General features: G+C 70.0%; 23 protein-coding genes. 15 read left to right on the top strand and 8 right to left on the bottom strand.

From position 1 onward, the window contains the following. The first annotated feature begins 298 nt into the window (after positions 1-298). From HPY32_RS24745 to HPY32_RS24770, 6 genes are all read left to right on the top strand, one after another. Positions 299-988, top strand: a complete 690-nt coding sequence (locus HPY32_RS24745) for a response regulator transcription factor (RefSeq protein ID WP_067593803.1) — start codon at positions 299-301, stop codon at positions 986-988. Between the two features lie 79 nt (positions 989-1,067). Further along, positions 1,068-2,465: a HAMP domain-containing sensor histidine kinase gene (locus HPY32_RS24750; RefSeq protein ID WP_082871931.1), complete on the top strand. Its 1,398-nt coding sequence runs from the start codon at positions 1,068-1,070 to the stop codon at positions 2,463-2,465. 280 nt (positions 2,466-2,745) lie between these two features. Beyond that, complete coding sequence (locus HPY32_RS24755; RefSeq protein ID WP_082871732.1) at positions 2,746-4,212, top strand: S1C family serine protease; 1,467 nt, start codon at positions 2,746-2,748, stop codon at positions 4,210-4,212. 89 nt (positions 4,213-4,301) lie between these two features. Continuing rightward, entirely contained in the window at positions 4,302-4,796 is a 495-nt protein-coding gene (locus HPY32_RS24760; protein ID WP_194251621.1) for a MogA/MoaB family molybdenum cofactor biosynthesis protein, read from the top strand. Between the two features lie 655 nt (positions 4,797-5,451). Then, entirely contained in the window at positions 5,452-6,129 is a 678-nt protein-coding gene (locus tag HPY32_RS24765) for an MspA family porin (RefSeq protein ID WP_067593794.1), read from the top strand. A 63-nt stretch (positions 6,130-6,192) separates the two neighbouring features. Then, the gene (locus HPY32_RS24770; RefSeq protein ID WP_067593791.1) at positions 6,193-6,873 is read left to right on the top strand and encodes an MspA family porin; all 681 of its coding nucleotides are present in this window, start codon (positions 6,193-6,195) and stop codon (positions 6,871-6,873) included. Between the two features lie 57 nt (positions 6,874-6,930). Here HPY32_RS24770 and mscL read toward each other — a convergent pair whose 3' ends face one another. The 4 genes from mscL to HPY32_RS24790 all read right to left on the bottom strand — a co-directional run bounded on the left by mscL (position 6,931) and on the right by HPY32_RS24790 (position 9,181). Next, entirely contained in the window at positions 6,931-7,335 is a 405-nt protein-coding gene (gene mscL, locus HPY32_RS24775; protein ID WP_067593788.1) for a large conductance mechanosensitive channel protein MscL, read from the bottom strand. 79 nt (positions 7,336-7,414) lie between these two features. Continuing rightward, positions 7,415-8,095 (bottom strand): SAF domain-containing protein, encoded by a 681-nt coding sequence (locus tag HPY32_RS24780; protein ID WP_067593785.1) that lies wholly within the window; start codon positions 8,093-8,095, stop codon positions 7,415-7,417. 99 nt (positions 8,096-8,194) lie between these two features. Further along, on the bottom strand, positions 8,195-8,518 hold the full coding sequence (locus tag HPY32_RS24785; RefSeq protein WP_082871731.1) for an FmdB family zinc ribbon protein: 324 nt from the start codon (positions 8,516-8,518) through the stop codon (positions 8,195-8,197). A gap of 63 nt (positions 8,519-8,581) precedes the next feature. Beyond that, positions 8,582-9,181, bottom strand: a complete 600-nt coding sequence (locus HPY32_RS24790) for a 5-formyltetrahydrofolate cyclo-ligase (protein ID WP_067593779.1) — start codon at positions 9,179-9,181, stop codon at positions 8,582-8,584. Positions 9,182-9,396: 215 nt separating this feature from the next. Here HPY32_RS24790 and HPY32_RS24795 point away from each other — a divergent pair, with 215 nt between their 5' ends. From HPY32_RS24795 to HPY32_RS24825, 7 genes are all read left to right on the top strand, one after another. Continuing rightward, complete coding sequence (locus tag HPY32_RS24795) at positions 9,397-10,350, top strand: UTP--glucose-1-phosphate uridylyltransferase (protein ID WP_067593776.1); 954 nt, start codon at positions 9,397-9,399, stop codon at positions 10,348-10,350. Between the two features lie 64 nt (positions 10,351-10,414). After that, positions 10,415-11,668, top strand: a complete 1,254-nt coding sequence (gene glp / locus HPY32_RS24800) for a molybdotransferase-like divisome protein Glp (RefSeq protein ID WP_067593773.1) — start codon at positions 10,415-10,417, stop codon at positions 11,666-11,668. A 22-nt stretch (positions 11,669-11,690) separates the two neighbouring features. Then, the gene (locus tag HPY32_RS24805; RefSeq protein ID WP_082871930.1) at positions 11,691-12,341 is read left to right on the top strand and encodes a GNAT family N-acetyltransferase; all 651 of its coding nucleotides are present in this window, start codon (positions 11,691-11,693) and stop codon (positions 12,339-12,341) included. 225 nt (positions 12,342-12,566) lie between these two features. After that, a complete protein-coding gene (sepX, locus tag HPY32_RS24810; protein ID WP_067593770.1) occupies positions 12,567-13,676 on the top strand; it encodes a divisome protein SepX/GlpR in 1,110 nt (369 codons plus the stop codon). Positions 13,677-13,760: 84 nt separating this feature from the next. Then, positions 13,761-14,069 carry a hypothetical protein gene (locus HPY32_RS24815; RefSeq protein WP_098697642.1) on the top strand — a complete coding sequence of 103 codons (309 nt, stop codon included), beginning with the start codon at positions 13,761-13,763 and terminating at the stop codon, positions 14,067-14,069. Beyond that, positions 14,069-14,497 (top strand): hypothetical protein, encoded by a 429-nt coding sequence (locus HPY32_RS24820; RefSeq protein WP_067593763.1) that lies wholly within the window; start codon positions 14,069-14,071, stop codon positions 14,495-14,497. The genes HPY32_RS24815 and HPY32_RS24820 overlap by 1 nt, the downstream gene beginning before the upstream one ends. After that, positions 14,487-15,101 (top strand): TetR/AcrR family transcriptional regulator, encoded by a 615-nt coding sequence (locus HPY32_RS24825; RefSeq protein WP_067593759.1) that lies wholly within the window; start codon positions 14,487-14,489, stop codon positions 15,099-15,101. The genes HPY32_RS24820 and HPY32_RS24825 overlap by 11 nt, the downstream gene beginning before the upstream one ends. Before the next feature lie 367 nt (positions 15,102-15,468). Here the strand turns inward: HPY32_RS24825 and HPY32_RS24830 are convergent, their stop codons facing one another. The 4 genes from HPY32_RS24830 to HPY32_RS24845 are packed head-to-tail and all read right to left on the bottom strand — an operon-like array spanning position 15,469 to position 20,078. After that, complete coding sequence (locus tag HPY32_RS24830) at positions 15,469-16,752, bottom strand: enolase C-terminal domain-like protein (protein WP_067593756.1); 1,284 nt, start codon at positions 16,750-16,752, stop codon at positions 15,469-15,471. Beyond that, complete coding sequence (locus tag HPY32_RS24835) at positions 16,752-18,218, bottom strand: aldehyde dehydrogenase (NADP(+)) (protein WP_231951859.1); 1,467 nt, start codon at positions 18,216-18,218, stop codon at positions 16,752-16,754. The genes HPY32_RS24830 and HPY32_RS24835 overlap by 1 nt, the downstream gene beginning before the upstream one ends. Continuing rightward, positions 18,219-19,133, bottom strand: a complete 915-nt coding sequence (kdgD, locus tag HPY32_RS24840; RefSeq protein ID WP_067593753.1) for a 5-dehydro-4-deoxyglucarate dehydratase — start codon at positions 19,131-19,133, stop codon at positions 18,219-18,221. A 36-nt stretch (positions 19,134-19,169) separates the two neighbouring features. Then, a complete protein-coding gene (locus tag HPY32_RS24845) occupies positions 19,170-20,078 on the bottom strand; it encodes a LysR family transcriptional regulator (RefSeq protein ID WP_231951857.1) in 909 nt (302 codons plus the stop codon). Positions 20,079-20,278: 200 nt separating this feature from the next. On the opposite strand from HPY32_RS24845, the gene HPY32_RS24850 reads away from it, so the two are divergent. Both HPY32_RS24850 and HPY32_RS24855 read left to right on the top strand, forming a co-directional pair. Next, complete coding sequence (locus HPY32_RS24850; protein WP_067593750.1) at positions 20,279-21,076, top strand: IclR family transcriptional regulator; 798 nt, start codon at positions 20,279-20,281, stop codon at positions 21,074-21,076. Between the two features lie 36 nt (positions 21,077-21,112). Beyond that, the gene (locus tag HPY32_RS24855) at positions 21,113-21,916 is read left to right on the top strand and encodes an NAD-dependent epimerase/dehydratase family protein (protein WP_067593747.1); all 804 of its coding nucleotides are present in this window, start codon (positions 21,113-21,115) and stop codon (positions 21,914-21,916) included. Positions 21,917-22,266 lie beyond the last annotated feature (350 nt).

Here is a 22,266-nt window from a genome sequence, read left to right on the forward strand (position 1 = left end):
CGATCGCGAATTTCCTGCCCTATCACGTATGTATCACGGTGTGTGGTCTCACCCGCTTAGAACCAACTGGAGGTCTTCATTTCAGGCTCGCAACATACCGCGCGAAGAGGGCTACGGCAATTCGGAGATGCTATGCGGAGGTCGTCGAATACGCCTGTCCACAAGGCGTTTCGGAGTGCCGTCCGGTTTCCGCGGGAAGCGTCCGAGCGTAGCAACTGGTCATCGGCCCAGCATAACTCGGCGTGTCGGATGTTTGCTTCTCAGTCGACTCTCAGTCGATGCGGTCAGACTGGGGGCCATGCGCATTCTGGTAGTCGACGACGACCGCGCGGTCCGGGAATCGCTGCGCCGGTCGCTGACGTTCAACGGCTACTCCGTCGATCTCGCCGTCGATGGGGTCGACGCCCTCGACAAGGTGACCACCTCGCGTCCCGACGCCCTGGTCCTGGACGTCATGATGCCCCGCCTCGACGGGCTGGAAGTGTGCCGGCGGCTGCGGAGCACCGGCGACGACCTACCGATCCTCGTTCTCACCGCCCGTGATTCGGTGTCCGAGCGAGTGGCCGGGCTGGACGCGGGCGCCGACGATTATCTGCCGAAACCGTTCGCCCTCGAGGAATTGCTGGCCCGATTGCGCGCGTTGTTGCGCCGCACCAGCGCCGACTCGGCCGACGACGACTCGGAGACAATGAATTTCGCCGATCTGTCGCTGGACCCGGTGACCCGGGAGGTTTCCCGGGGCGACCGCTCCATCAGCCTCACCCGCACCGAGTTCTCCCTGCTGGAAATGCTGATGGCCAATCCCCGCCGGGTGCTGACCCGCAGCCGCATCCTCGAGGAGGTCTGGGGTTACGACTTCCCGACCTCCGGCAACGCGCTCGAGGTGTACATCGGGTACCTGCGCCGGAAAACCGAGGCCGAGGGGGAGGCCCGCCTGATCCACACCGTGCGCGGCGTCGGCTACGTGCTGCGCGAGACCCCGCCGTAGGGGCGCGGCAGTCGTGGGCAGATCCACTCAGCGCCGGCCCGTGGTCGCCGAGGTGGGGCAGCGGTCCGAGGCGCGCGAGATGCGTTCGCCGATGCCGCTGACCCGGTCGGTGTCGCTGCGCTGGCGCGTCACCCTGTTGGCCGCCTCGGTCGTGCTGGTGGCGGTGGCGTTGACCTCCATCGCCGCCTACGCGATGGTGGCGCGCTCGCTGTACGCGGCCGTCGACAAGCAGCTGCAGTCGCAGGCGTCGGTCATGATCAGCAACAATTTCGACAGCTATGGCTACCTGACGATCCTGCAGGCGGCGAGCCTGTACTCCAACGACATCGGGATCGCGCTGATCTACCCCGGCGCCGACGGCCAGTTCATTCCGCCGCAGCCGACCTATCCGCCGATCGGGTCGTCGGAGATCGCGGTGGCGCGCGGTCAGTCCAATTTCTCGCTGCGCACGGTCAACAATCAGCGGGTGCTGGCCGCGCACACCAGGATCGGCAACACGCTGGTGCTGTCGCGTCCGCTGCGGCCCACCCAGCAGACGCTGAACCGGCTGGCGTGGCTGCTGTTCGTGGTCGGCGGCTGCGGCGTGGTGGTGGCCGCGGGCGCGGGGACGGCGGTGGGCCGCACCGGTTTACGGCCGGTCGCGCGGCTGACGGCGGCCACCGAGCGGGTGGCCCGCACCGACGACCTCACGCCGATCCCGGTCACCGGCGACGACGAATTGGCCCGGCTCACCGACAGTTTCAACGCCATGCTGCGGGCCCTGGCGGAATCGCGGGAGCGGCAGCGCAGACTGGTGACCGACGCCGGACACGAGCTGCGCACGCCGCTGACCTCGCTGCGCACCAATATGGAGCTGCTCATCGCGTCCAGTCGCCCCGGCGCCCCGGCCATTCCGGAGCAGGACATGGCGGAGCTGCGGTCGGATGTGATGGCGCAGATCCAGGAGCTGTCCACGCTGGTCGGCGACCTGGTCGACCTGGCCCGCGAGGACGCCCCCGAAACCGTCTACGAGCAGGTCGATCTCGGCGAGGTGACCGAGCACGCGCTGGAGCGGGCGCGGCGGCGGCGCACCAATATCGAGTTCGTCGCCGAGCTGCGGCCGTGGTTCGTCTACGGGCACGAGGCCGGGCTCGAGCGCGCCATCCTGAACGTGCTCGACAACGCGGCGAAGTGGAGCCCGGTGGGTGCGCAGGTCCGGGTGAGCATGCGCGAAACCGGGCCCGGGCTGCTGGAATTCGCGGTCGACGACGCGGGGCCGGGCATTCCGCCGCCGGAGCGGGAGCTGGTGTTCGAGCGCTTCTACCGCACCACCTCCTCGCGCTCGATGCCGGGCTCCGGGCTCGGGCTGGCCATCGTCAAACAGGTGGTGACCAAACACGGCGGCACCATCAGCATCGATACCTCCGAACGCGGCGGCGCATTGATCCGCATCGTGCTGCCGGGGGAGGGCACCCAGCTGGTTCCCCCGCAGGTCTGAGGAAATCGGTTGCGGTGCCGGGAATTCCACCCGTGCCCACCTGGTTTTCCCGGCATGCCCACCTGGTTTTCCCGGCATGCTTTTGGCCGGGATCCCGACTGGGGTTATTACGAAACAGTATTGTCGTGGCCGCCGTCACGACCTCCCGCACGTGGTGCGAGAATCGACTTCGACGATCGCTGGACTCGAGGTAGTCACGGAGAACTGATATGGCGGTCTCAGTCCGCTCTCAGTCGAGCTCACCACACTTAGGCGGCAGACTCGAGGAGAAACGAGAGAGATGACCGAGGATTCGAAGGACAGGCGGGACGAGTCGCAGGCTCCGCAGCCGGGCCCGGCATCACAGCCGGAGGCGCCCGGCCCGCAGCCGGGCCAGCACCCGACGGAGCAGTTCCCCACCACCCCCCATGCCGAACAGCACGGCGCCACATCGCAGTTCGCGCCCCCGCCGCCCGGGCTCGGCAATCCGCCCTACGGCGGCTATCCCGCCTTCGAGCCGGGCGTCCAGCACACCACCCCGATTCCTCCGTATCCGCACCCCTACGGCGCCGCCGAGGGCCAGGGACAGCCGCCCGCCGGACCGCCGCCCACGGCGTCCATGCCCGTCGGCGGCTACCCGCAGCCGCCGCGCCGCCCGGGCCGGGGCGGGCTGGTCGCGGCCGCCGTGGCGCTGGCGCTGGTCGCCGGTGCGGTCGGCGGCGGTGTCGCGCTGCTGTTCGCGCCCGCCAAGCAGACCAGCGTGGTCAGCAACGCCCTCGACGCCCCGCCGCCGAAGGCCGCCCCGGCCGCCAACGCCCCGTCCGGCACGGTGCCCGCGGTGGCGCAGAAGGTGGTGCCCAGCGTCGTCATGATCCAGGTGAAGGGGCGGCAGGGCGCGGGCGAGGGCTCCGGCGTCGTGCTGTCCTCCAACGGCCTGATCCTCACCAACAATCACGTCGCCAGCGGCGCGGGCCCGGGCGCGAAGATGGAGGTGCAGTTCAACGACGGCAGCACCGCCCCGGCCACCGTGGTCGGCGTCGACCCGATCTCCGATATCGCGGTCATCAAGGCCACCGGCAAGAACAATCTCACCCCGATCGATCTGGGCACCTCGCAGGGCCTGCAGGTCGGTCAGACGGTGGTCGCCATCGGTTCCCCGCTCGGCCTGGCGGGCACCGTGACCACCGGCATCGTCTCCGCGCTGAACCGCCCGGTGTCCACCAGCGGCGAGGGCGGCGAGCCCGTCAGCACCGCCACGGTGATCTCCGCCATCCAGACCGACGCCCCGATCAACCCGGGCAACTCCGGTGGCGCGCTGGTCGATATGAACGGCAAGCTGATCGGCATCAACACCGCGATCGCCACGCTCGGCGCGTCCGAGATGAGCGGCCAGCAGAGCGGTTCCATCGGCCTCGGCTTCGCGATCCCGGTGGACCAGGTCCGCCGCGTCGCCGATCAGCTGATCAAGACCGGGCACGCCACCTACGCCCAGATCGGCATCACCGTCCCCCGCGCGGACAACGTCAACGGCGCCCGCGTGCAGGACGTCGTGCCCGACGGTCCGGCCGCCAAGGCGGGCATCCCCTCGGGCGTGGTGGTCACCAAGGTCGACGACCAGATCATCGACTCCGGCAATTCGCTGATCGCGGCCGTGCGCTCGCATCCGCCGGGCGACAAGGTCAAGATCACCTACACCGACCCGAACGGCGGCAATCCCAAGACCGTCGAGGTCACCCTCGGCGAGGCGCCCGCGGACGGTACCCGATGACGATCCGCCGCCTGACCCTGCTCCCCGAGACCGGCCCCGACACCGGGGGATTGGAATCGCTGTCGGCCGCCCACGCTACGGTGAGCGGCATGGAAATCGATGCCCCCGTGGCGGGCCGTGCCCTTGTGGTGATCGTCGACGACCGAACCGCGCACGGCGCGGTGGACTCGCTGGGTCCGCTGGTCACCGAGCTGCTGACCGAGTCCGGATTTCTGGTCGACGCCACGGTGTCGGTGGGGAACGACGAGGTCGAGATCCGCAATGCGCTCAACACCGCCGTCATCGGCGGCGTCGATCTGGTGATCTCGGTCGGCGGCACCGGCATGTCCCCGCGCGATGTCACCCCCGAGGCCACCTCCGAGGTGCTCGACCGCGAGCTGCCCGGCATCAGCGAGGCGCTGCGCTCGTCCGGGCTGGCGGCCGGTTCGCTCGAGGCCGGTCTGTCCCGCGGGCTGGCCGGGGTGTCCGGCAGCACCCTGGTGGTCAACCTGCCCGGCACCCGCGCCGCCGTCCGCGACGGCATGGCCACCCTCGGCCCGCTCGCCAGCAAGGTGATCGACGAACTTTCCGGATTGGCCGAGTAAATCACCGAAATGCCACGCGACGACCAGACCCCCCGCCCGCGCCCCGCCGGAAGTTCCCCCGGCCCCACGGCTGGAACTCCCTCTGGCCCCACGGCGCAGCCGGGGGGTCGCTCGCGTTCTGCCGCCGAGGCGGCCCGTTTGGCACGTATCTTCGGCGAGACGATGCCGCAAACAACCAGTGACGAACGGAGTCCCGACGGCGAGCGTCCGGACTCCACCGACGAATGGTTGCGCTCGCAGGTTCCTCCCCATCACGGGTGAGTTACGGGGTCGTCGCGTTCACATCCCGGGACGGCAACACGTTTTTCCAAGTCCGCACTGCTTTTATGCACGTTCGCTGATATAGCGCGGATTCACTGTGATCCAGATCACACTACGTTTACGCGGCCTTGCGTTGTCATGCCCTTGTTTCTCCGTTTAGTGTTCGCCTTTGGGCTGCTCCACCTGCGGTTCTCGAAGGCTTGGGGAAGTCGCGCTGCGGCGACCCCGGCGGAACGTGGCCCGGTTCCGGCAGTAGGCACTGTCGGTTGCCGGAGAATTTGTCGTCGGTTACACGGCGGCAACAATCCGGCGACAAACTGTGCTCGGCCTGGAAGGGACCGCTTTTTCAGCCTCGATGGTCGAGGCTGACCGTAAGAACCTGATGAGGGGAAGTATGAGCGAGAACCGCACCAGCGGCCTGCGGCGTGGTGCCCGTTTCGCGGGTATCGGCGCAGCCGCTGCCGTTGCCATCGGCCTATTTTCCACCGGTGCTGCCAACGCCGACACCTTCGTGCCGTTGCCGGACGGCCAGAAGCTCGGTCCGAATGGCGTTGTGATCACCCGCACCGATGAGCATGCCCTGATTTCGCCGTCGCTGGCGGACAACGGAGCCGGGCGCACCGTCTGGGTTTCGGGCAATGCCGCCGCCGATGTGCCCAACGCTCCCGAAGGCACCGTCGGCCCGAACAACGGCCAGCTGGGCAGCCCGGGTACCAACAACTCGTCCACGCACGGCGCCTCGCAGATCAACACCGGCTACATCGTCGGTTGCCAGGTCAACATCGCTCAGGACGCGATTTCCGCCGGTGTCTCCGGCGGTATCAGCCTGACCGGCGCCAACGCCTCCGGCTCGATCGGCCTCAACCTGGGCCCCGGCCAGGTCAAGTTCGTCCAGATCGATTCCAAGGACATCACCAAGCCTGGTCATTACTCGGTGGAATACCAGGACGCGGAAATGCAGATTCAGGGTTGCGCGGGCTACGCCCAGGCGCGTGCCTACACGGTCGTCGAGGTCATCGGCGACAACTACTCGAAGACCACCCTCTACGGGCAGCCGTTCAGCATCGGCTGACGGTGGTCTGATCTGTCGATTTTCATTCCCGCGCAAAGCATTTCACCCTAGAGGGACATAAATATGAACATCCGCAAAACCGTGGCTCGTGCCGTCGGTGTCGGTGCTGTCGCCACCGCCGCCCTCGGCCTGTTCTCCACCGGCGCCGCCAATGCCGACACCTTCGTGCCGCTACCGGGCGCCGATCTGACCAAGACCCTGTCCGACGGCACCGTCGTGCACCTATGGCTGGACAATGAGTCGGCCAATATCAACCCGTCCATGGGTTCGACCCCGCTGCACCGCAACGCCTGGGCCACCGGCACCGCGCACGTGCAGATCTCCGGTAACAACAGCGACGTCAGCGGCTCGATCATCCCGGGCTACACCGTCGGCTGCCAGGTCAACATCTCCGGCGGCAACGTCAGCGGCGGCCCGAACGCCAGCGCGGACTGGAGCGACGGCAAGAAGGTCACCGGAAACGTCGGCGCCACCACCGGTGCCAACCTGACCCTCGGCCCCGGCCAGGCGCAGTCGTTCTACGTCCTCGACCTGGAGAAGAAGGACGACTTCGGTCAGGACGCGCACAAGACCAGCAACAAGTTCCACAACGGCCAGGGCTCGGTGGCCTGGCAGGACGAGACCATCGGCCTGAACGGCTGCGCCGGCTACGCGCAGGCCCGGTCGTTCGTGAGCGTCGAGGTCGAGACCGACAACGTCATCACCTGGGTCACCATCTGGGGCCAGCCGTTCAGCCTCGGCTGATAATTCCGACCGCGATGGGCCCGGTGCGTTCGCACCGGGCCTTTCCGTTGTCCCCCTTCAGGATTCGTGGCGTCCGCCCGCGCTCTCCCTGCCCTCCGCGAGCAGGTCGCGGATTTCGCGCAGCAGATCGGTGTCGGTGCGGGCCGCGTCGTCGCGCACCCGGCGGTTGCGCAGCTTGGTCGCCGGGAGTACCAGCGCCAGGTAGAGAATGGCCGCGATGATCACGAAATTGATCGCCGCGGTGATGATCGGGCCGACCGCGACATAGGTCGCGGGCTTGTCGGCGACAATCCGGAAACCCAAGCCGAGATCGTTGGTGCCCCCGAATATCGCGAGCAGCGGATTGACGATGCCGTCGGTGAACGCCGTGACGATCGCGACGAATGCGGTGCCCATGACCACCGCGACCGCCAGATCGATCACATTGCCACGGAGCAGGAAGTCCTTGAAACCCTTCAGCATTGCGGCTCCTGTCTCATCCGGAACGGGTACGCCGGATGCTATCCGAGGAATCGGGCAAATGCTTGGCGAACAACACCGACTAATGGAAGACCACCGTCAGCGCGGAGCGCAGCGACGCACCCGCGACGGTGACGGCATGCGCGGAGTCGAGCGCGACCAGGACGACGCGTTCGGTTGCGCCGCGCTCCTTCTCGCCACCGGCCACCAGCACCACGGCGGCATCGGTGGCGAGGACGCGCGGCGGCCCGGCCCGGGCGGAATCGCCGGAGGATTCCTCGGCGGCGACCACGTCGACCCGGTCGCCCGCGCGCAGGATGTCGGCAATGGCGTTGTCGGCCGGTTTGATCGGCACGATCCGGGCCTCGGGCACCCCGGCCGCGACGGCCGCCAGGCGTGGGCCGACCACCCGCAGGTCGGTGAGGATTTCGCCGCCGCGCACCGGCCCGGCGAGGGTCGCGCCGAGCACCGCGGACTCCGCGTGCACGGCGCCCCCGGGCACGGTGCCCGCGGTGCGGGACACCCGGCGCAGATCGTCGGCATGCAGCACGCGGCCGGGGGTGAGATCGCGGGCGGCGACCACCACCTCGACATGGTGTGCCGCCGGGTCGCCGCGCACGACGAGCACGGCGGCCAGGATCACGAGGGCGGCCGCGAGCAGGCGGCGGGCCAGGGTGGCGTCGGCCCAGGCGGGCCGGTGCCGGGTCAGCGGCTCCCACAGGGGCTCGCGACCGAGGTCGGCGTCGAGACGCAATCGCTTCATGCCCGGCACGCTACGGCCGGGCTCCGCCTACCCGGACCGGAGAACGCCTGGTCGCAACCGGGCTGTGGATAACGAGCTGGCTGTGGACAACTCGCGTGGTCAGGCCGCGCTGCCCGCCGAGGCCGTGCTGCTGCTCGCCGCGGTCGAGGCGCTCGCGGAGCCGGACGAACCCGACGACGACTCCGAGCCGGACGACCCGTTGGAGCTCGACGACGGCTTGGCCGGTTCGCTCGCGGTGGACGATCCGTTGCGGCTGTCGGTGCGGTAGAACCCGCTGCCCTTGAAGACGATGCCGACCGAGTTGAAGAGCTTGCGCAGCTTACCGTCGCACTTCTCGCAGGTGGTGAGGGCATCGTCGGAGAACGACTGCACGATGTCGAACTTGTCGCCACACTGCGTGCATTGATACGAGTAAGTAGGCACAGGAACCTCCACAGTCTCCGTCGTTAGCACTCTACAGCCGACAGTGCCAACAGTGCCAATCCGTCACCGATTCCCGGCCAGTCGCCGCAGTCCGCCGCGCGGCGTGAGCGCCCAGCCCATGCGCAGATCGTGCGGTTCCTCGGGCAGCCGCTCGACCAGCTCGTCGTCGCGAATCACCACGATCGTCCGGGCCCGGGGGTGCGCCGCGGGCAGGGTCCGGTCGTAGTATCCCGCGCCCCGGCCGAGCCGCACGCCGCGCCGATCCACGGCCAGCGCGGGGACGAAAATCACTCGCGCCCAAGCGATCGCGTCCGACCCCAGTCGCGGTCCCGCCGGTTCCAGCAAACCGTAGCGGGCGCGTTGCAGCGAGTCGGCCCCGGTGTATTCGGCCCAGTCCAGCGGACCCGGCGGACCCGTCACCGGCAGCAGCACCCGGGCCTCGGCCGCGCGCAGCGCGTCGAGCCCCGCGACCGCCCCCGGCTCGCCGCCCACCGGCACGTACGCGGCCACCCAGCCGCCCTCCGGAAGGCCCGCGATCGCCTCGGCCATGGCCGCGGCGAGGGCGCGCGCCTCGGCCTCGCGCACCTGCGCGGGCACCGCCGCGCGGTGTGCCGAGAGTTCGCTTCGCCACTCCTGCTTGTCCCGCCCGTCGACCGCCGTCATGCCGACCACGATAGGGCGCACCGGCGATGACCTGGGATATGCGGGGGTTTCCGGGGCGGACCGCGGGGTAATCAGGGGCAACCGGGCGTTGCGCGGGCGCTGTGATTCCCGTCGTCATAACCCAGCGTCCAGGGCCTTCGCCGCTTAGGCTTCCGTGATGCCGGACGAGCATGATGCCCGTTCCGCCGACCGTACCGATGGATAGGGTGTGCCTTATGACTGCTGACGCCGGATCGGCCGCGCCGCAGCCGACGTCCTGCTTCCGTACCGCGGTGGTGCCCGCGGCCGGACTCGGGACACGCTTCCTGCCCGCCACCAAGACCGTGCCGAAGGAGCTGCTGCCGGTGGTGGACACACCCGGCATCGAGCTCGTCGCCGCCGAGGCCGCCGACTCGGGCGCGAATCGCCTGGTTATCGTGACGTCGCCCGGAAAGGACGGCGTGGTCGCGCATTTCGTCGAGGACCTGGTGCTGGAGAGCACCCTCGCCGAGCGCGGCAAGTTCCAGCTGCTGGAGAAGGTGCGCAAGGCCCCGGGCCTGCTGGACGTGACCTCGGTGGTCCAGGAGGAGCCGCTGGGCCTCGGTCACGCGGTGGCCCAGGCCGAACGGGCGCTGGACCCCGACGAGGACGCCCTCGCCGTGCTGCTGCCCGACGACCTGGTGCTGCCCTCCGGCGTCCTGGACGTGATGAGCCGGGTGCGGCGCAAGCGCGGCGGTTCGGTGCTGTGCGCCATCGACGTCCCCAAGGATCAGGTCAGCGCCTACGGCGTCTTCGACGTGGCCCCGGTGCCCGACGCGGCCAATCCGAATGTGCTGCGCGTCAACGGCATGGTGGAGAAGCCGAGCCTGGCCGACGCGCCGTCCACCTACGCCGCGGCCGGGCGCTATCTGCTCGACCGCGCGATCTTCGACGCGCTGCGCCGCATCGAGCCCGGCGCGGGCGGCGAACTGCAGCTCACCGATGCCATTTCGCTGCTGATCGCCGAGGGCCATCCCGTTCATGTGGTGGTCCACCGTGGGTCGCGCCACGACCTGGGCAACCCTGGCGGTTATCTTCGTGCTGCGGTCGATTTCGCTTTGGAGCGTGACGAATACGGCCCCGCCCTGCGGGCGTGGCTGGAGCGTCGGCTCGCTCCCGACTGGAATCCGCAGCTGACCTCGTCCGAGTGACGCGGGTGGCCGGAGTCCGTCGCGGCGAGATCGGGTGGTTGGCGGACGAAGAGGGAAGGGCTGCATGCGCTCGGTGGAGGACCAGCAGATCAAGGTGACCGCGGCGGCCGTGGCGCCGCGGCCCGTCCGGGTCGCGATCTCGGAGGCCCAGGGTCTGTTGTGCGCCGAGGACGTCGTGACCGAGCGGCCGCTGCCGGGCTTCGATCAGGCGGCCATCGATGGGTACGCGGTGCGCAGCGTGGATGTGCAGGGCGCCGGGGCCGATATCCGCGACGAGGACGGGAATCCGGTCGATCTCACGCTGCCGGTGGTGGGCGAGGTGGCCGCGGGCTCGCGCCAGCCGATCCGGTTACAGCCCCGCCAGACCGTGCGCGTCGACACCGGCGCGCCGCTGCCGACGCTGGCCGACGCGGTGTTGCCGCTGGACTACACCGACGGCGGGCGCGCTCGCCTCAAGGTGTACGAGCCGGTGCGCTCGGGCGACTACGTGCGCCGCATCGGCGACGACGTGCAGCCCGGCGATATCGCGGTGCGCGCGGGCACCATCATCGGCGCCGCGCAGGTGGGCCTGCTGGCCGCGGTCGGCCGCGACAAGGTGCTGGTGCATCCGCGCCCGCGGCTGTCGGTGATCTCGATCGGCGGGGAACTGGTCGACATCGACCGCACGCCCGGACCGGGGCAGGTCTACGACGTGAACTCCTACGCGCTGGCCGCGGCCGCGCGCGACGCCGGGGCGGACGTGAACCGGGTCGGCATCGTCAGCGCCGATCCCAAGCGGCTGCGAGATGTGGTGGAGGGCCAGCTGGTTCGCTCCGAGGTGGTGGTGATCGCCGGGGCGGTCGGCGGGTGGGTGTCGGAGCAGATCCGCGAGGCGCTGGAGGGCCTGGGCGAGCTGGAGGTCGCCCGCGTCGCCATGCATCCCGGCTCGGTGCAGGGCTTCGGCCGGCTCGGCCGCGACGAGGTGCCCACCTTCCTACTACCGTCGAATCCCGTTGGCGCGCTTGTGGTTTTCGAGATCATGGTGCGGCCGCTGATCCGCATCGCGCTGGGCCGCCGCCAGCCCATGCGCCGAATCGTGCGGGCGCGCACCATCATGCCGATCACCTCGATGTCGGGGCGGCGCGGATATCTGCGTGCCCAGCTCATGCGCGACGAGCAGAGCGGCGACTACCTGGTGCAGCCGCTCGGGGTGAACGGCTCCTCGCATCTGCTGTCGACGCTGGCCGAGGCGAACAGCCTCATCGTGCTGGACCCGGATGTCACCGATGTGCGCACGGGCGACGAGGTGCAGGTCGCCTTCCTCGCCCAGCGCGGGTAGCGGCGGCGGGACGCTGATGGATATGAACGTGTTTCGGGCCACCCAGCACCCTGGGTGGCCCGCCCATCTGGGGCCGGTGCGGGTCGCGGCCGGGCGGGTCACCATGCGGCCGATCCGGCTGCGCGACGCCTCGGCCTGGGCCCGGACCCGGATTCGCGACCGCGACCACCTGGAGCCGTGGGAGCCGACCGGTCGCGGGGCCTGGGACGCGCGCAACCATCCGTCGAACTGGCCGTCGCTGTGGTCCAGCCTCAAGGCCGAGGCGCGGCGTGGGGCGATGATCCCGCTGGTCATCGAGGTCGACGGGGCCTTCAGCGGTCAGCTCACCATCGGCAATATCGTGCGCGGCGCGCTGCGCTCGGCCTGGATCGGCTACTGGGTGGCCAAGGACGTGGGCGGGCAGGGGGTCGCCACCGCCGCGCTGGCGCTGGGGCTGGACCACTGCTTCGGCCCGGTCGGCCTGCACCGGGTGGAGGCCACGGTGCGCCCGGAAAACCTTGCCAGCCAAGCGGTTCTGCGCAATGTCGGGTTCCGCGAGGAGGGCCTGCTGCGCCGCTACCTCGATGTCGACGGGGCCTGGCGCGACCATCTGCTGGTGGCCATGACCGTCGAGGAGATCTCCGGCACCGTGGTCGATCGCCTGATCCGGTCCGGCCGGGTCACCCTGCCGTAACGCCACGACCGCGAGGTCCCCGGCCTGACATCGGGGGCAACTATTGTGACACATGGGACGGGTGTGGACGGCGCGCCTGCGGGATATTCCTGTGGCACCGCATTAGCCTACGGACGTCGGTGGTGCGTCCCGCGCTACCGGAAGGGAGCCCGCGATATGGCGCGGGCGCCCGGATGACAACCGTCGAAGGGACAACAGCCAGGCGGGGACGGAGGTGCGAGCGCGATGCCGAATTCGATCTTGTGGATCGGCCTGGTCGTGCTCTGGGTCTTCGTTCTGTTCCCGATGCTCGCGGACCGGCATCCACGCATCCGGCGCACGACCGACGCCGCCCTGGCCACCCGGGTACTGCATCGCGGCGGTACCAGACGTCGCACGACGAAGGGTCCGGCCGCCGGGCACGAATCCGACCCGGATTGGGTGCCGACCCGCGTGCAGAGAAAGCTTCCCCACGGCGATGATTCGGAGGATCGGATGACGACATCGACAGATGAGTCCGTCACCGAGGATGACGAGACCGCTCGCGACGACGAGAACTCGACCATGCGAGCCGCGAACGACGACGGTGTGCGCGAGCACGATAATGCTGTGCGCGAGGCCGATTCGGCCGACGACGAGGCGGCCGACGAGGCCGAATTCGCCGACGATCCGGTCCGCCGCGACGAGGAACCGGAATTCGTCGACCAGGACTCGGAATTTGCTGACGAAGAGCCGGAATTCGCCGACAATGAACCGGTGGCGAGCGCCATGGCCCGTATCCCTCCGGCCCGCTCCGCGGCGCGGCCCGAGCGCCTGTCCGAGGACCCGGCCGACCATGAATTCGATTCCGCGGACCCGGATTTCGTGCCGAGTCGGCGCGGTCGCGGCGGCTTCGACCCGGAGGCCGACGCGATCGCCCGCGCGACCCGGTACCGGTTCCGGCAGCGCACCGCGCTCGGGCTGGTGCTGAGCCTGCTGCTGTTCGGCGGGTTCGCGCTGGCGGTGTCGCCGATGCTGTGGTGGGGCTGTGGGCTGTCCGCGGCGTTATTGGTGGTGTACCTGTTCTACCTACGCCGCCAGGTGCGTATGGAGGAGGAGATCCGCCGCCGCCGGGCCGCCCGGCTGGCGCGTGGCCGCCGGGCGTCGAGCGAGGAGCCCGCGGCCGAACGCCCCGACCGGACCGGCGCACCCGCCGACCGCGACTCGTCCCGCGCCCTGCGCCGCCGGGCCGTGGTGCTCGATGTCGACGACGAGGACCCGATGTTCGACCACCTCGAACCCTTCGATGCCGCGGCCGCCCGCGCCACCCGCAACCGCGCCGCGGGCGGCGAAATCCGCCGCGCCGCAGGAGAATAGCCGACCCCACGCCCGGTCGTTTGACCACCCCTTCATACGACTGTATGGTAGCGCTCAATACGGTCGTATGAAAGGGGTGGGCCGGTGTTTCGGATCGTCGAGTTACTCGGGCTGTTGGCGCCCGTGATCGGCGCGGGCATGGTGCTGTACTACCGGCGGCGGATGGGCCGGGCGTTCGTACCGGCCGTGCTGGCGGCGGTGGTGGCGCTGTTCGGGTCCGGGGTGGGCATGGTGACGAGCCGGGCCATGTGGTTCGGCGGGGGCGGGGCGGAGGGCATGACCGAACGCATGGAAATCGGTGCGGGCGTGCGGAATCTGTTGCTCGCGGTGGCGTGGGTGCTGCTGCTGGTCGCCATCGCCCGGCGGCCGCGGTCCGAGCGGGTGGTGCGGTGATGTCGGGGTCGATGGTGTTCGGGGCGAGCGAGGTCGCGGTGGTGGTGCTGGTGGCCGGGTCGCTGGCCTTCGGGCTGCGGCTGGCCCGCAGCTATCGGATCGCCGGGCTCGCGCTGGCGGGGGGCGCGCTGGCCTGGCTGGTGGCCGAGGGCATCCACTGGGTGCAGCTGGGGCTGGTCATGCCGCGGCTGCGCGGGGAGGAGCACGATTCGACCCGCTTCCTCGTGAGCCTGCTGGGTGACAGCGTGTATTTCGGCATCGGCGGCATCGGTGTGCTGCTGCTGTTCTTCGCCGCGGTGGTCGATCGCGAGCCGGGATCCGACGGCCGCCGGGAGCCGACGGCGATGGCGCAGCAGCTCGGCCGGGCCGCGTGGCGCTACTATCAGCAGCGCAATCGGCAGGAGAGGAGTCGGCGCGATGGGCGCTAGGCAGGCCGCGGCCCGCAACCCGGTCGGCGCCGAGCCGAACGACCGCCGCCGCGAGCTGCTGGATCGGCTCGCCGACGTGATCGCCGAGGAGGGCATCGAGGGCGTCAGCATCCGCACCCTCGCCGCCCGCGCCCAGGTCTCGATCGGCACGGTCCAGTACTACTTCGCCACCAAGAACGATCTGCTGCAACGGGTGTGGGAGCACGTCCGCGACGAGGCGGAGCAGCGCTTCTGGGCCTCCGGGGTGGCCGACCTGTCCCCGGAACAACGACTCGACGCGGCACTCACCGGCATGCTCATCGCCCCCGACAGCGGCGACAGACTGTCCCGAGTGTGGCTGGCCCTGGTGGCCCGCGCCGCCCACGACCCGGACATCGCCGCCCTGCACCGAGCCCAATGGAAACGCCTGGAAGAGGTCCTATCCCGCGCCCTGGCCGCCGTAAACCCCGCCCGCGCCGCCGAATCCCCCGACGCCGCAGCCGAATTGCTGGCCCTCCTCGACGGCCTCGCCATAGCCGTCCTCACCGAACCAACCCGCATGCCCGCAACCCGCGCCACCCGCATAGCCCGCGCCTGGACCACCACCTGGACCAACGGTCACTGAACCGCCCAGCTCCCGCCGTCCTAACTCGCCCTTATCGGTGACGGTCCCCACCGTCTCTCGATCCCGGCGTCTTCGCCCCTCGATCCCGTCTCTTGTCCCGGCGCGTTCGTCTCTTGTTCCGGCGCGTCCGTCTCTTGTTCCCGGCGTGCGTTCGTCTCTTGATCCTGGCGTGCGTTCTTCTCTTGATCCCGGCGTGCTTTTGGCCGGGATCTCCCGCAGATCCCGGCCAAAAGCACGCCGGGAACAAGTGGTACTCAGCGCGCCGGGAACAGGTGGTACGTCGATACCCCCGGATGCGGCTCCCGGTGGGGTTGGTACCGGGAGCCGCGCTGCCGGCCGACGTGGAGCGAGGCCGGCAGGCCCGGACTCAGAATCTGGATGAGTCCGGGGGCCGATACGCCGGATCGGCCCGGCGCATGGCGGCGACGTCGTCGCGATCGCGCCACTGCGGCAGGGACTTCCAGCGTTCGTGCAGTCGGGCCACGGCGTCGCGGTCGAGATCGACGCCGAGGCCGGGAGCGTCGCCGACGGTGACTGCCCCGTCGGTGAAGGTGAACCGCTCGGTGACCACATCCTCAGCCTGCCATGGATAGTGGGTGTCGCATGCGGAATTGAGCTCGGGAACTGTGGCGGCCACGTGCGTCATGGCGGCCAGGCTGATCCCGAGGTGGGTATTCGAGTGCATGGACAGCCCCCTGCCGTGCACCCTGCACACCGCGGCCAGGTCGCGGGTGGCAAGCAGCCCACCCCAGAAGTGATGGTCGGACAGCACGATCTGCACCGCGTCCCGCTCGAAGGCGGGCAGCACCTCGTCCATCGAGGTCACGATCATATTGGTGGCCAACGGAATTCCGGTCCGCCGGTGCACCTGCGCCATGCCGTCGACGGTCGCGACCGGATCCTCCAGATATTCGACGATACCGCCCAGTTCCGCCGCGACCCGCAACGCGGTGCGCAGCGACCAGCCGCCATTGGGATCCAAACGTAGGGGCAGCCCGGGAAATTCGGCGGCCAGCGCGCGGACGGCGGCGATCTCCTCCTCCGGGGCCATCACCCCGCCCTTGAGCTTGAACGAGCGAAAACCGCCGTGCCGGACGAACTTCCGGGCCAGCCGCAGCACTCCGTCGGGATCGAGCGCGGCGCCCCAGTCGTCGGCGGGACCGTCTCCGCCCGGATGTTCGGCCCACTTGTAGAACAGGTAGGCGCAGTAGTCGACCCGATCGCGCACCTTACCGCCGAGCAGCGTGTGCACGGGCACGCCGAGCCGCCGCCCGAGCGCGTCCAGCGCGGCCACCTCGAACGCGGACACCACACTCGCCCTGACCTTGTCGGTGGTCAGCGCGCCCCGCAGGCCGCTGGCCGCGGGCGCGGCGTCGAGCAGTCGCCCCTCGCCCCCGCCGATCCGGGCGATCTCGGTGATCGCGCCGATCGAACGCCCCACCAGTTCCGGCCCCAGCTCCGCCGCCCGCTCCAGATAGACGGTGTCGCCGTAGGTTTCGCCGAGCCCCGGCACGCCGCCGTCGGTGTCGAGCTCCACGATCAGCCGCGGCGTGTACGGCTGATGCACGCCGGACAGGTTCAACAGCGGCGGATCGGAGACGAGGATCGGGGTCAGCCGGACCCCGGTGATGATCGGAAGCCGCTCGGCCATCAGCGATCTCCGTCCACCCGGCGCGGCAGCCGCCACGGATTGTCCTCCCGCAGCGCGGGCGGCAGGAAGGCGTCGGGGAAACCCTGCCAGGCCACCGGCCGCAGGAACCGTTCCACCGCAGCGGTTCCCATGGAGGTGAACGTCGGCGCGGTGGTCGCCGGGTAGGGACCGCCGTGCTGCTGCGCCCAGGACAGCGTGATGCCGGTGGGCCACCCGTTCCAGACCAGCCGCCCGGCCAGCCGGGTCAGCGTCGGCAGCAGTGCCCGCACCTCGTCGGCCTCGGACTCCTCGGCGTGCAGCGTCGCGGTCAGCCCGGGTTCGAGCACCCCGAGCACCGCGCGCAGTTCCTCGCCGTCGCGGTATTCGACGATGATCGACTCGGGTCCGAAGCATTCCGCACCGAGGATTTCCGGGGCCCGCACGAAATCAGCGGCGCGCACGGTGAACAGCGTCGGCCGGAACTCCGGGTCGTCCGGCGCGGGCGCGGAAAGCACCGTGAGGGCGGGCTGTTCGCGCAGCCGCGACACCCCGGCGCGGTAGCCGCCCGCGATGCGCTCGTTGAGCATTTCCTGTGCAGGCACCGATTCGACTGCCGCGCGCAGGGTTTCGCCGAGCCCGTGCCCCGCCGGCAGCAGCAGCAGTCCGGGCTTGGTGCAGAACTGCCCCGCGCCCAGGGAGAACGACCCGACATAGCCCGCCGCGATCTCGGCCCCGCGCGCCCGCACCGCGCCCGCCGTGACGATCACCGGATTCACGCTGCCCAGCTCGCCGTAGAACGGAATCGGCCGCGGGCGGGCGTTCGCGATGTCGAACAGCGCCCGCCCCCCGGCCTCGGATCCGGTGAACGAGGCCGCCGCGATATCCGGATGCCGCAGCGCGGTCACGCCCGCGTCGACCCCGTGGACGATGTCGACAATCCCTTCCGGCGCACCGGCTTCCGTCAGCGCCCGGACCAGAATGTCGCGGGTGCGCACGGACAGCTCCGGATGCCCGGGATGCGCCTTCACCACCACCGGGCAGCCCGCCGCCAGGGCCGCCGCGGTGTCGTGCCCGGCGACGCTGAGCGTGAGCGGGAAATTGCTCGCCGCGAACACCAACACCGGCCCGATCGGCACCACCATGCGCCGAATATCGGGACGCGCACCCATCGGCCACGCCGGATCCGCGTGATCGACGGTGGCGCGCAGGAATTCGCCGTCGCTCAGCACCCGGCCGAACAGCCGCAGCTGAAAAACGGTGCGCACCAACTCCGATCGCAGCCGCGGCTGCGCGGGCAGGTGCGTCTCGGCCGCGGCCAGCGCCACCAGTTCGGCGCCAGCCTCCTCCACTGCGTCCGCGGCCGCGTTCAGCCACCGCACCCGGTCCCCCGGTGTGGATTCGGCCAGCGCCGCCCCGGCCCGCACGGCGGCGGCGACGATTCGGTCGATATCGACGTGCGTCGTTTCCGCAATCACTGTGTCCTCCACTCAGACAATGGTTTTCACCAGGGCGGTCAGTTCGGCGAGCTCGGACCCGGTGAGATCGGTGAGCGGCGGCCGGACTCGGCTCGACGGCCGCCCCACCGCCCGCAGCCCCGCCTTGACGATCGATACCGCATAGCCGGGGCGGCGGTCGCGAATCTCCAGGTAGGGCAGGACGAAAGCGCGCAGCAGCCGGTAGACCGCGTCCCGGTCGCGCCCGCGCACGGCCCGGTAGAACTCGAGCGCGAACTCCGGCACGAAATTGAAGATCGCCGAAGAGTAGGTGGTGACACCCATTTCGGTATAGGGCAGCGCGAACGTCTCCGCGGTCGGCAGCCCGCCGATATAGGTGAGCCGGTCGCCCAGCCGGGCATAGATGCGCGTCATCGTCTCGATATTGCCGACCCCGTCCTTGAATCCGACGAGATTGGGGCAGCGGTCGGCCATCCGGGCCACCGTCACATCGTCGCATGCGGCATTGGCGCGGCTGTAGAAGATCACCCCGAGCGAGGTGGCCGCGCACACCGCCGCCACATGCTCGACCAGCCCGTCCGGCCCGGACTCGATCAGATACGGCGGCAGCAGCAGAATCCCCTGTGCCCCCGCCGATTCCGCGGCCCGCGCCTGTTCGACGGCGGTCGCGGTGCCCGCGGTGGCGGAGGCGATCACCGGCACCCGCCCGGCGGTCTCGGCGACCGCGGCGCGCACCACCCGATCCAGCTCGGCGGAGGTGAGCGAGAAGCCCTCGCCGGTGCCGCCCGCCGCGAACAACCCGGCCACGTCGTATTCGGCCAGCCAGCCGATGTGCTCCCGGTAGGCGGCCTCGTCGAAGGCGAGATCGTCGTCGAAATGGGTGACCGGGAACGAGAGCAGGCCCCGGCTCAGCGCCGGTCCCAACTCGGCGGCGGACATCGATGACACGAATTTCCTCCTCGGGGAATCGTCGGCGCGCGGACGTCAGGCGTCCGGCCACATCTCCAGCAGATCGGTCACGCGGCGCAGGGCCGGATTGGCCGTGTCCCGCCGCCAGACCGCATACAGTTCGGCCTGCTCGCGCACCCCCGCCAGCGGCCGGAATCGCACCCCGTCCGGATGCAGGTGGCCTGCGGTCTCGGGCACCAGGGCCAGCCCGCGCCCGGCCGCCACCAGCGCGAGCATGGTGTGCACCTGGGTGAGCCGGTCGGACGGTTCGTAGGACACGCCCGCCAGCACCCGGGTCATCAGTTCGGCGAAATAGCGTGCGGGACCGGGCGCGTACACCAGCATGCGCTCGCCGTCCAGGTCGGGCACGCCGATCGGGGCGCGGTCGGCCAGTCGGTGGCGTTCGGGCACCGCGAGCACCAGCGCTTCGCGATGTACCTGCCGCCCGGCGAACTCGGCGCCGTCGAAGGGCGGCCGCGCCAGTGCGAGATCCAGTCTGCCGCTGGACAATTCGTTGAACTGCGCGGCGCTGACCAGCTCGCTCAGCGACAGCCGCACCTCGGGCAGCGCCTGCGAGACGCGGTTGAGGAAGCGGCCGAGATAGCCGAATCCGGCGGTCGCGGTGAAGCCGATCCGGACGGTGCCGACGCGACCGGCGGCCACCCGCCGCGCGGTGCCCGGCGCGGCCTCGGCCAGCGCCAGCAGGCGGCGGGCCTCGGCCAGGAAGACCACCCCGGCGGGGGTCAGCTCCACCTGCCGCTGGGTGCGGTCCAGCAGCAGCACGCCCACGTCGCGCTCCAATTTCTGGATCTGGCGGCTCAGCGGCGGCTGGGTCATCCGCAGTCGTTCCGCCGCGCGGCGGAAACTACCTTCCTCGGCGACCGCGACGAATCCACGCACCTGCTCCAGGGACAGCATGGCTGACAGCTTGCCGTCGCCGGTCATGGTCGGCCCTCCGGTTGCGCGGATCGGTTCCCTCGCAGGCTAGGACCCGGCGGTGATACCGGTCCAACATTCGTTTCGTATCGGGTGATATCCGGTGGGTATCACCCGGGGGATTCACGTACGTGAACAACGTCGGCATTGAGAACGGCGGCGGTCCTCGGTTAGCCTCCGACACAGCGGCCGTCGATCGGAGGAACGTCATGCAGCGCAACGGCCACGCGGACCGCGACGAGGCGTCGGCGACGGGCGTCAAGTCCGCGCGCCGCGCGATCACGCTGCTGGAGGTGTTCGCCGCCAACCGATCCTGGCTCTCGCTCGCCGAAATGCATGCGGCCACCGGCTTTCCGCGCTCCAGCCTGCACGGCCTGCTGCGCACCCTGCGCGCCGCCGAATGGATCGAATGCGACGAGACCGGCACCCGATTCCGGCTCGGGGTGCGCGCATTGATCTGTGGCACGGCGTATCTCGATCGCGACCCGGCCGTGCCGTTCGCGACCGCCGTGCTGGAGCGGCTGCGCGACGACACCGGATTCACCGCCCACTACGCGCGGCTGTCCGGCACCGAGGTGGTGTACCTGGAGACCCGCGAGTCCCGACGGTCCGACCATCTCATCTCCCGGGTGGGCCGCACGCTGCCCGCGCACGCGACCGCGCTGGGCAAGGCGCTGCTGGCCGAGCTGGCCGATCCCGAACTCGCCGACCTGCTGCCGCCGCGCCTGGCCGCGCTCACCGCACACACCCGCACCGACCGCGACACGCTGTACGCCGAACTGGGTGTCGTGCGCGAGCGCGGATACGCCACCGAGCGCGAGGAGGGCACCGCGGGCGTGGCCTGCGCGGCCGCGGCGGTGCCGTATCGCATTCCGGCCACCGACGCCGTCAGCTGCTCGATGCCGATGGATCGGGTCACCGAGGGGGAGCAGCACCGCATCGGCGCGGTGCTGCGCGATGCCGCCGCCGAACTCGCGCGCCAGCTGCGGCGCGCCGGAATTCGTTGATATCAACCAGAATTCGATCATCAAGGAGCGTCAGCCATGGCCGACCAACGGATCCTCGTCACCGGCGCGGCGGGCGGAATCGGGCGGCTGATGCGCCCGCGGCTGGCCCGGCCGGACCGGGTGCTGCGGCTGCTCGACATCGCGCCGCAGGATCCGGCCGGGCCGGGGGAGCGGGTGGAGATCGTCACCGGATCGCTCACCGATCCCGAGGTCGCGGCCGCGGCCTGTCGTGATGTGCACGCGGTGATCCACCTGGGCGGACTGTCTCGCGAGGACACCTGGGCGCGCATGCTGGAGATCAATATCGACGGCACGCACACCGTGCTGGAGGCCGCCCGCGCGGCCGGGGTGCCGCGGGTGATCCTGGCCTCGAGCAACCACGCGGTGGGTTTCCGGCGGATCGGCGAGGCGGGCCCCGACGGCCTGCCCCCCGACAGCAGCCCGCGCCCGGACACCTACTACGGCGTGAGCAAGGCGGCGATGGAAGCGCTCGGCAGCCTCTATCACTCCCGCTTCGGCATGGACATCACCTGCCTGCGAATCGGCAGCTGCTTCGAGCGCCCCGCCGACATCCGCCAACTGTCGATCTGGTTGTCCCCCAACGACTGTGCCCGCCTCCTGGAGTCCTGCCTGGCCACCGACAAGCCGGGATACCGTGTGCTGTGGGCAGTCTCGGCGAACACCCGCACCGTCGTCTCCCTCCGCGAGGCCGCCGCGATCGGCTACCACAGCGAGGACGACGCGGAACTCTTCGCCGCCGAGGTCCCGCCGGGAAAGCTCCCCGACTACCTCGGCGGCACCTTCTGCGAATGCCCACTGGGACAACCCAATCCACTCTGACCCCAGCCCTCACCCCTCCCGGTGTGCCCTTTCTGGTTCCCGGTGTGCCCTTTCTGGTTCCCGGTGTGCCCTTTCTGGTTCCCGGTGTGCCCTTTCTGGTTTCTGGCGTGCCCTTTCTGGTTCCCGGTGTGCCCCTTCTGGTTCCTGGCGTGCCCACCCATGTTCCCGGTGTGCCCACCCATGTTCCCGGCGTGCCAATTTCTTGTTCCCGGCATGCTTTTGGCCGGGAACTCACCAAGATTCCGGCCAAAAGCGCGCCGGAATCGCTTGGGCCAGTTCGTATACACGAACGTATGGCCCGATACCGAATCAGTATCGGAACGCGTATTGCCTTCACTATTCGAGCATGT

This window comes from Nocardia terpenica (assembly GCF_013186535.1).
In the GTDB taxonomy this organism is placed as follows: domain Bacteria; phylum Actinomycetota; class Actinomycetes; order Mycobacteriales; family Mycobacteriaceae; genus Nocardia; species Nocardia terpenica.

Bases quoted from the DNA above. Each gene is read 5' to 3' on its own strand.
- HPY32_RS24745 (WP_067593803.1), top strand. From the start codon at position 299: ATGCGCATTCTGGTAGTCGACGACGACCGCGCGGTCCGGGAATCGCTG.
- HPY32_RS24750 (WP_082871931.1), top strand. From the start codon at position 1,068: ATGCGTTCGCCGATGCCGCTGACCCGGTCGGTGTCGCTGCGCTGGCGC.
- HPY32_RS24755 (WP_082871732.1), top strand. From the start codon at position 2,746: ATGACCGAGGATTCGAAGGACAGGCGGGACGAGTCGCAGGCTCCGCAG.
- HPY32_RS24760 (WP_194251621.1), top strand. From the start codon at position 4,302: ATGGAAATCGATGCCCCCGTGGCGGGCCGTGCCCTTGTGGTGATCGTC.
- HPY32_RS24765 (WP_067593794.1), top strand. From the start codon at position 5,452: ATGAGCGAGAACCGCACCAGCGGCCTGCGGCGTGGTGCCCGTTTCGCG.
- HPY32_RS24770 (WP_067593791.1), top strand. From the start codon at position 6,193: ATGAACATCCGCAAAACCGTGGCTCGTGCCGTCGGTGTCGGTGCTGTC.
- mscL (WP_067593788.1), bottom strand. From the start codon at position 7,335: ATGCTGAAGGGTTTCAAGGACTTCCTGCTCCGTGGCAATGTGATCGAT.
- HPY32_RS24780 (WP_067593785.1), bottom strand. From the start codon at position 8,095: ATGAAGCGATTGCGTCTCGACGCCGACCTCGGTCGCGAGCCCCTGTGG.
- HPY32_RS24790 (WP_067593779.1), bottom strand. From the start codon at position 9,181: ATGACGGCGGTCGACGGGCGGGACAAGCAGGAGTGGCGAAGCGAACTC.
- HPY32_RS24795 (WP_067593776.1), top strand. From the start codon at position 9,397: ATGACTGCTGACGCCGGATCGGCCGCGCCGCAGCCGACGTCCTGCTTC.
- glp (WP_067593773.1), top strand. From the start codon at position 10,415: ATGCGCTCGGTGGAGGACCAGCAGATCAAGGTGACCGCGGCGGCCGTG.
- HPY32_RS24805 (WP_082871930.1), top strand. From the start codon at position 11,691: ATGAACGTGTTTCGGGCCACCCAGCACCCTGGGTGGCCCGCCCATCTG.
- sepX (WP_067593770.1), top strand. From the start codon at position 12,567: ATGCCGAATTCGATCTTGTGGATCGGCCTGGTCGTGCTCTGGGTCTTC.
- HPY32_RS24820 (WP_067593763.1), top strand. From the start codon at position 14,069: ATGTCGGGGTCGATGGTGTTCGGGGCGAGCGAGGTCGCGGTGGTGGTG.
- HPY32_RS24825 (WP_067593759.1), top strand. From the start codon at position 14,487: ATGGGCGCTAGGCAGGCCGCGGCCCGCAACCCGGTCGGCGCCGAGCCG.
- HPY32_RS24830 (WP_067593756.1), bottom strand. From the start codon at position 16,752: ATGGCCGAGCGGCTTCCGATCATCACCGGGGTCCGGCTGACCCCGATC.
- HPY32_RS24845 (WP_231951857.1), bottom strand. From the start codon at position 20,078: ATGACCGGCGACGGCAAGCTGTCAGCCATGCTGTCCCTGGAGCAGGTG.
- HPY32_RS24850 (WP_067593750.1), top strand. From the start codon at position 20,279: ATGCAGCGCAACGGCCACGCGGACCGCGACGAGGCGTCGGCGACGGGC.
- HPY32_RS24855 (WP_067593747.1), top strand. From the start codon at position 21,113: ATGGCCGACCAACGGATCCTCGTCACCGGCGCGGCGGGCGGAATCGGG.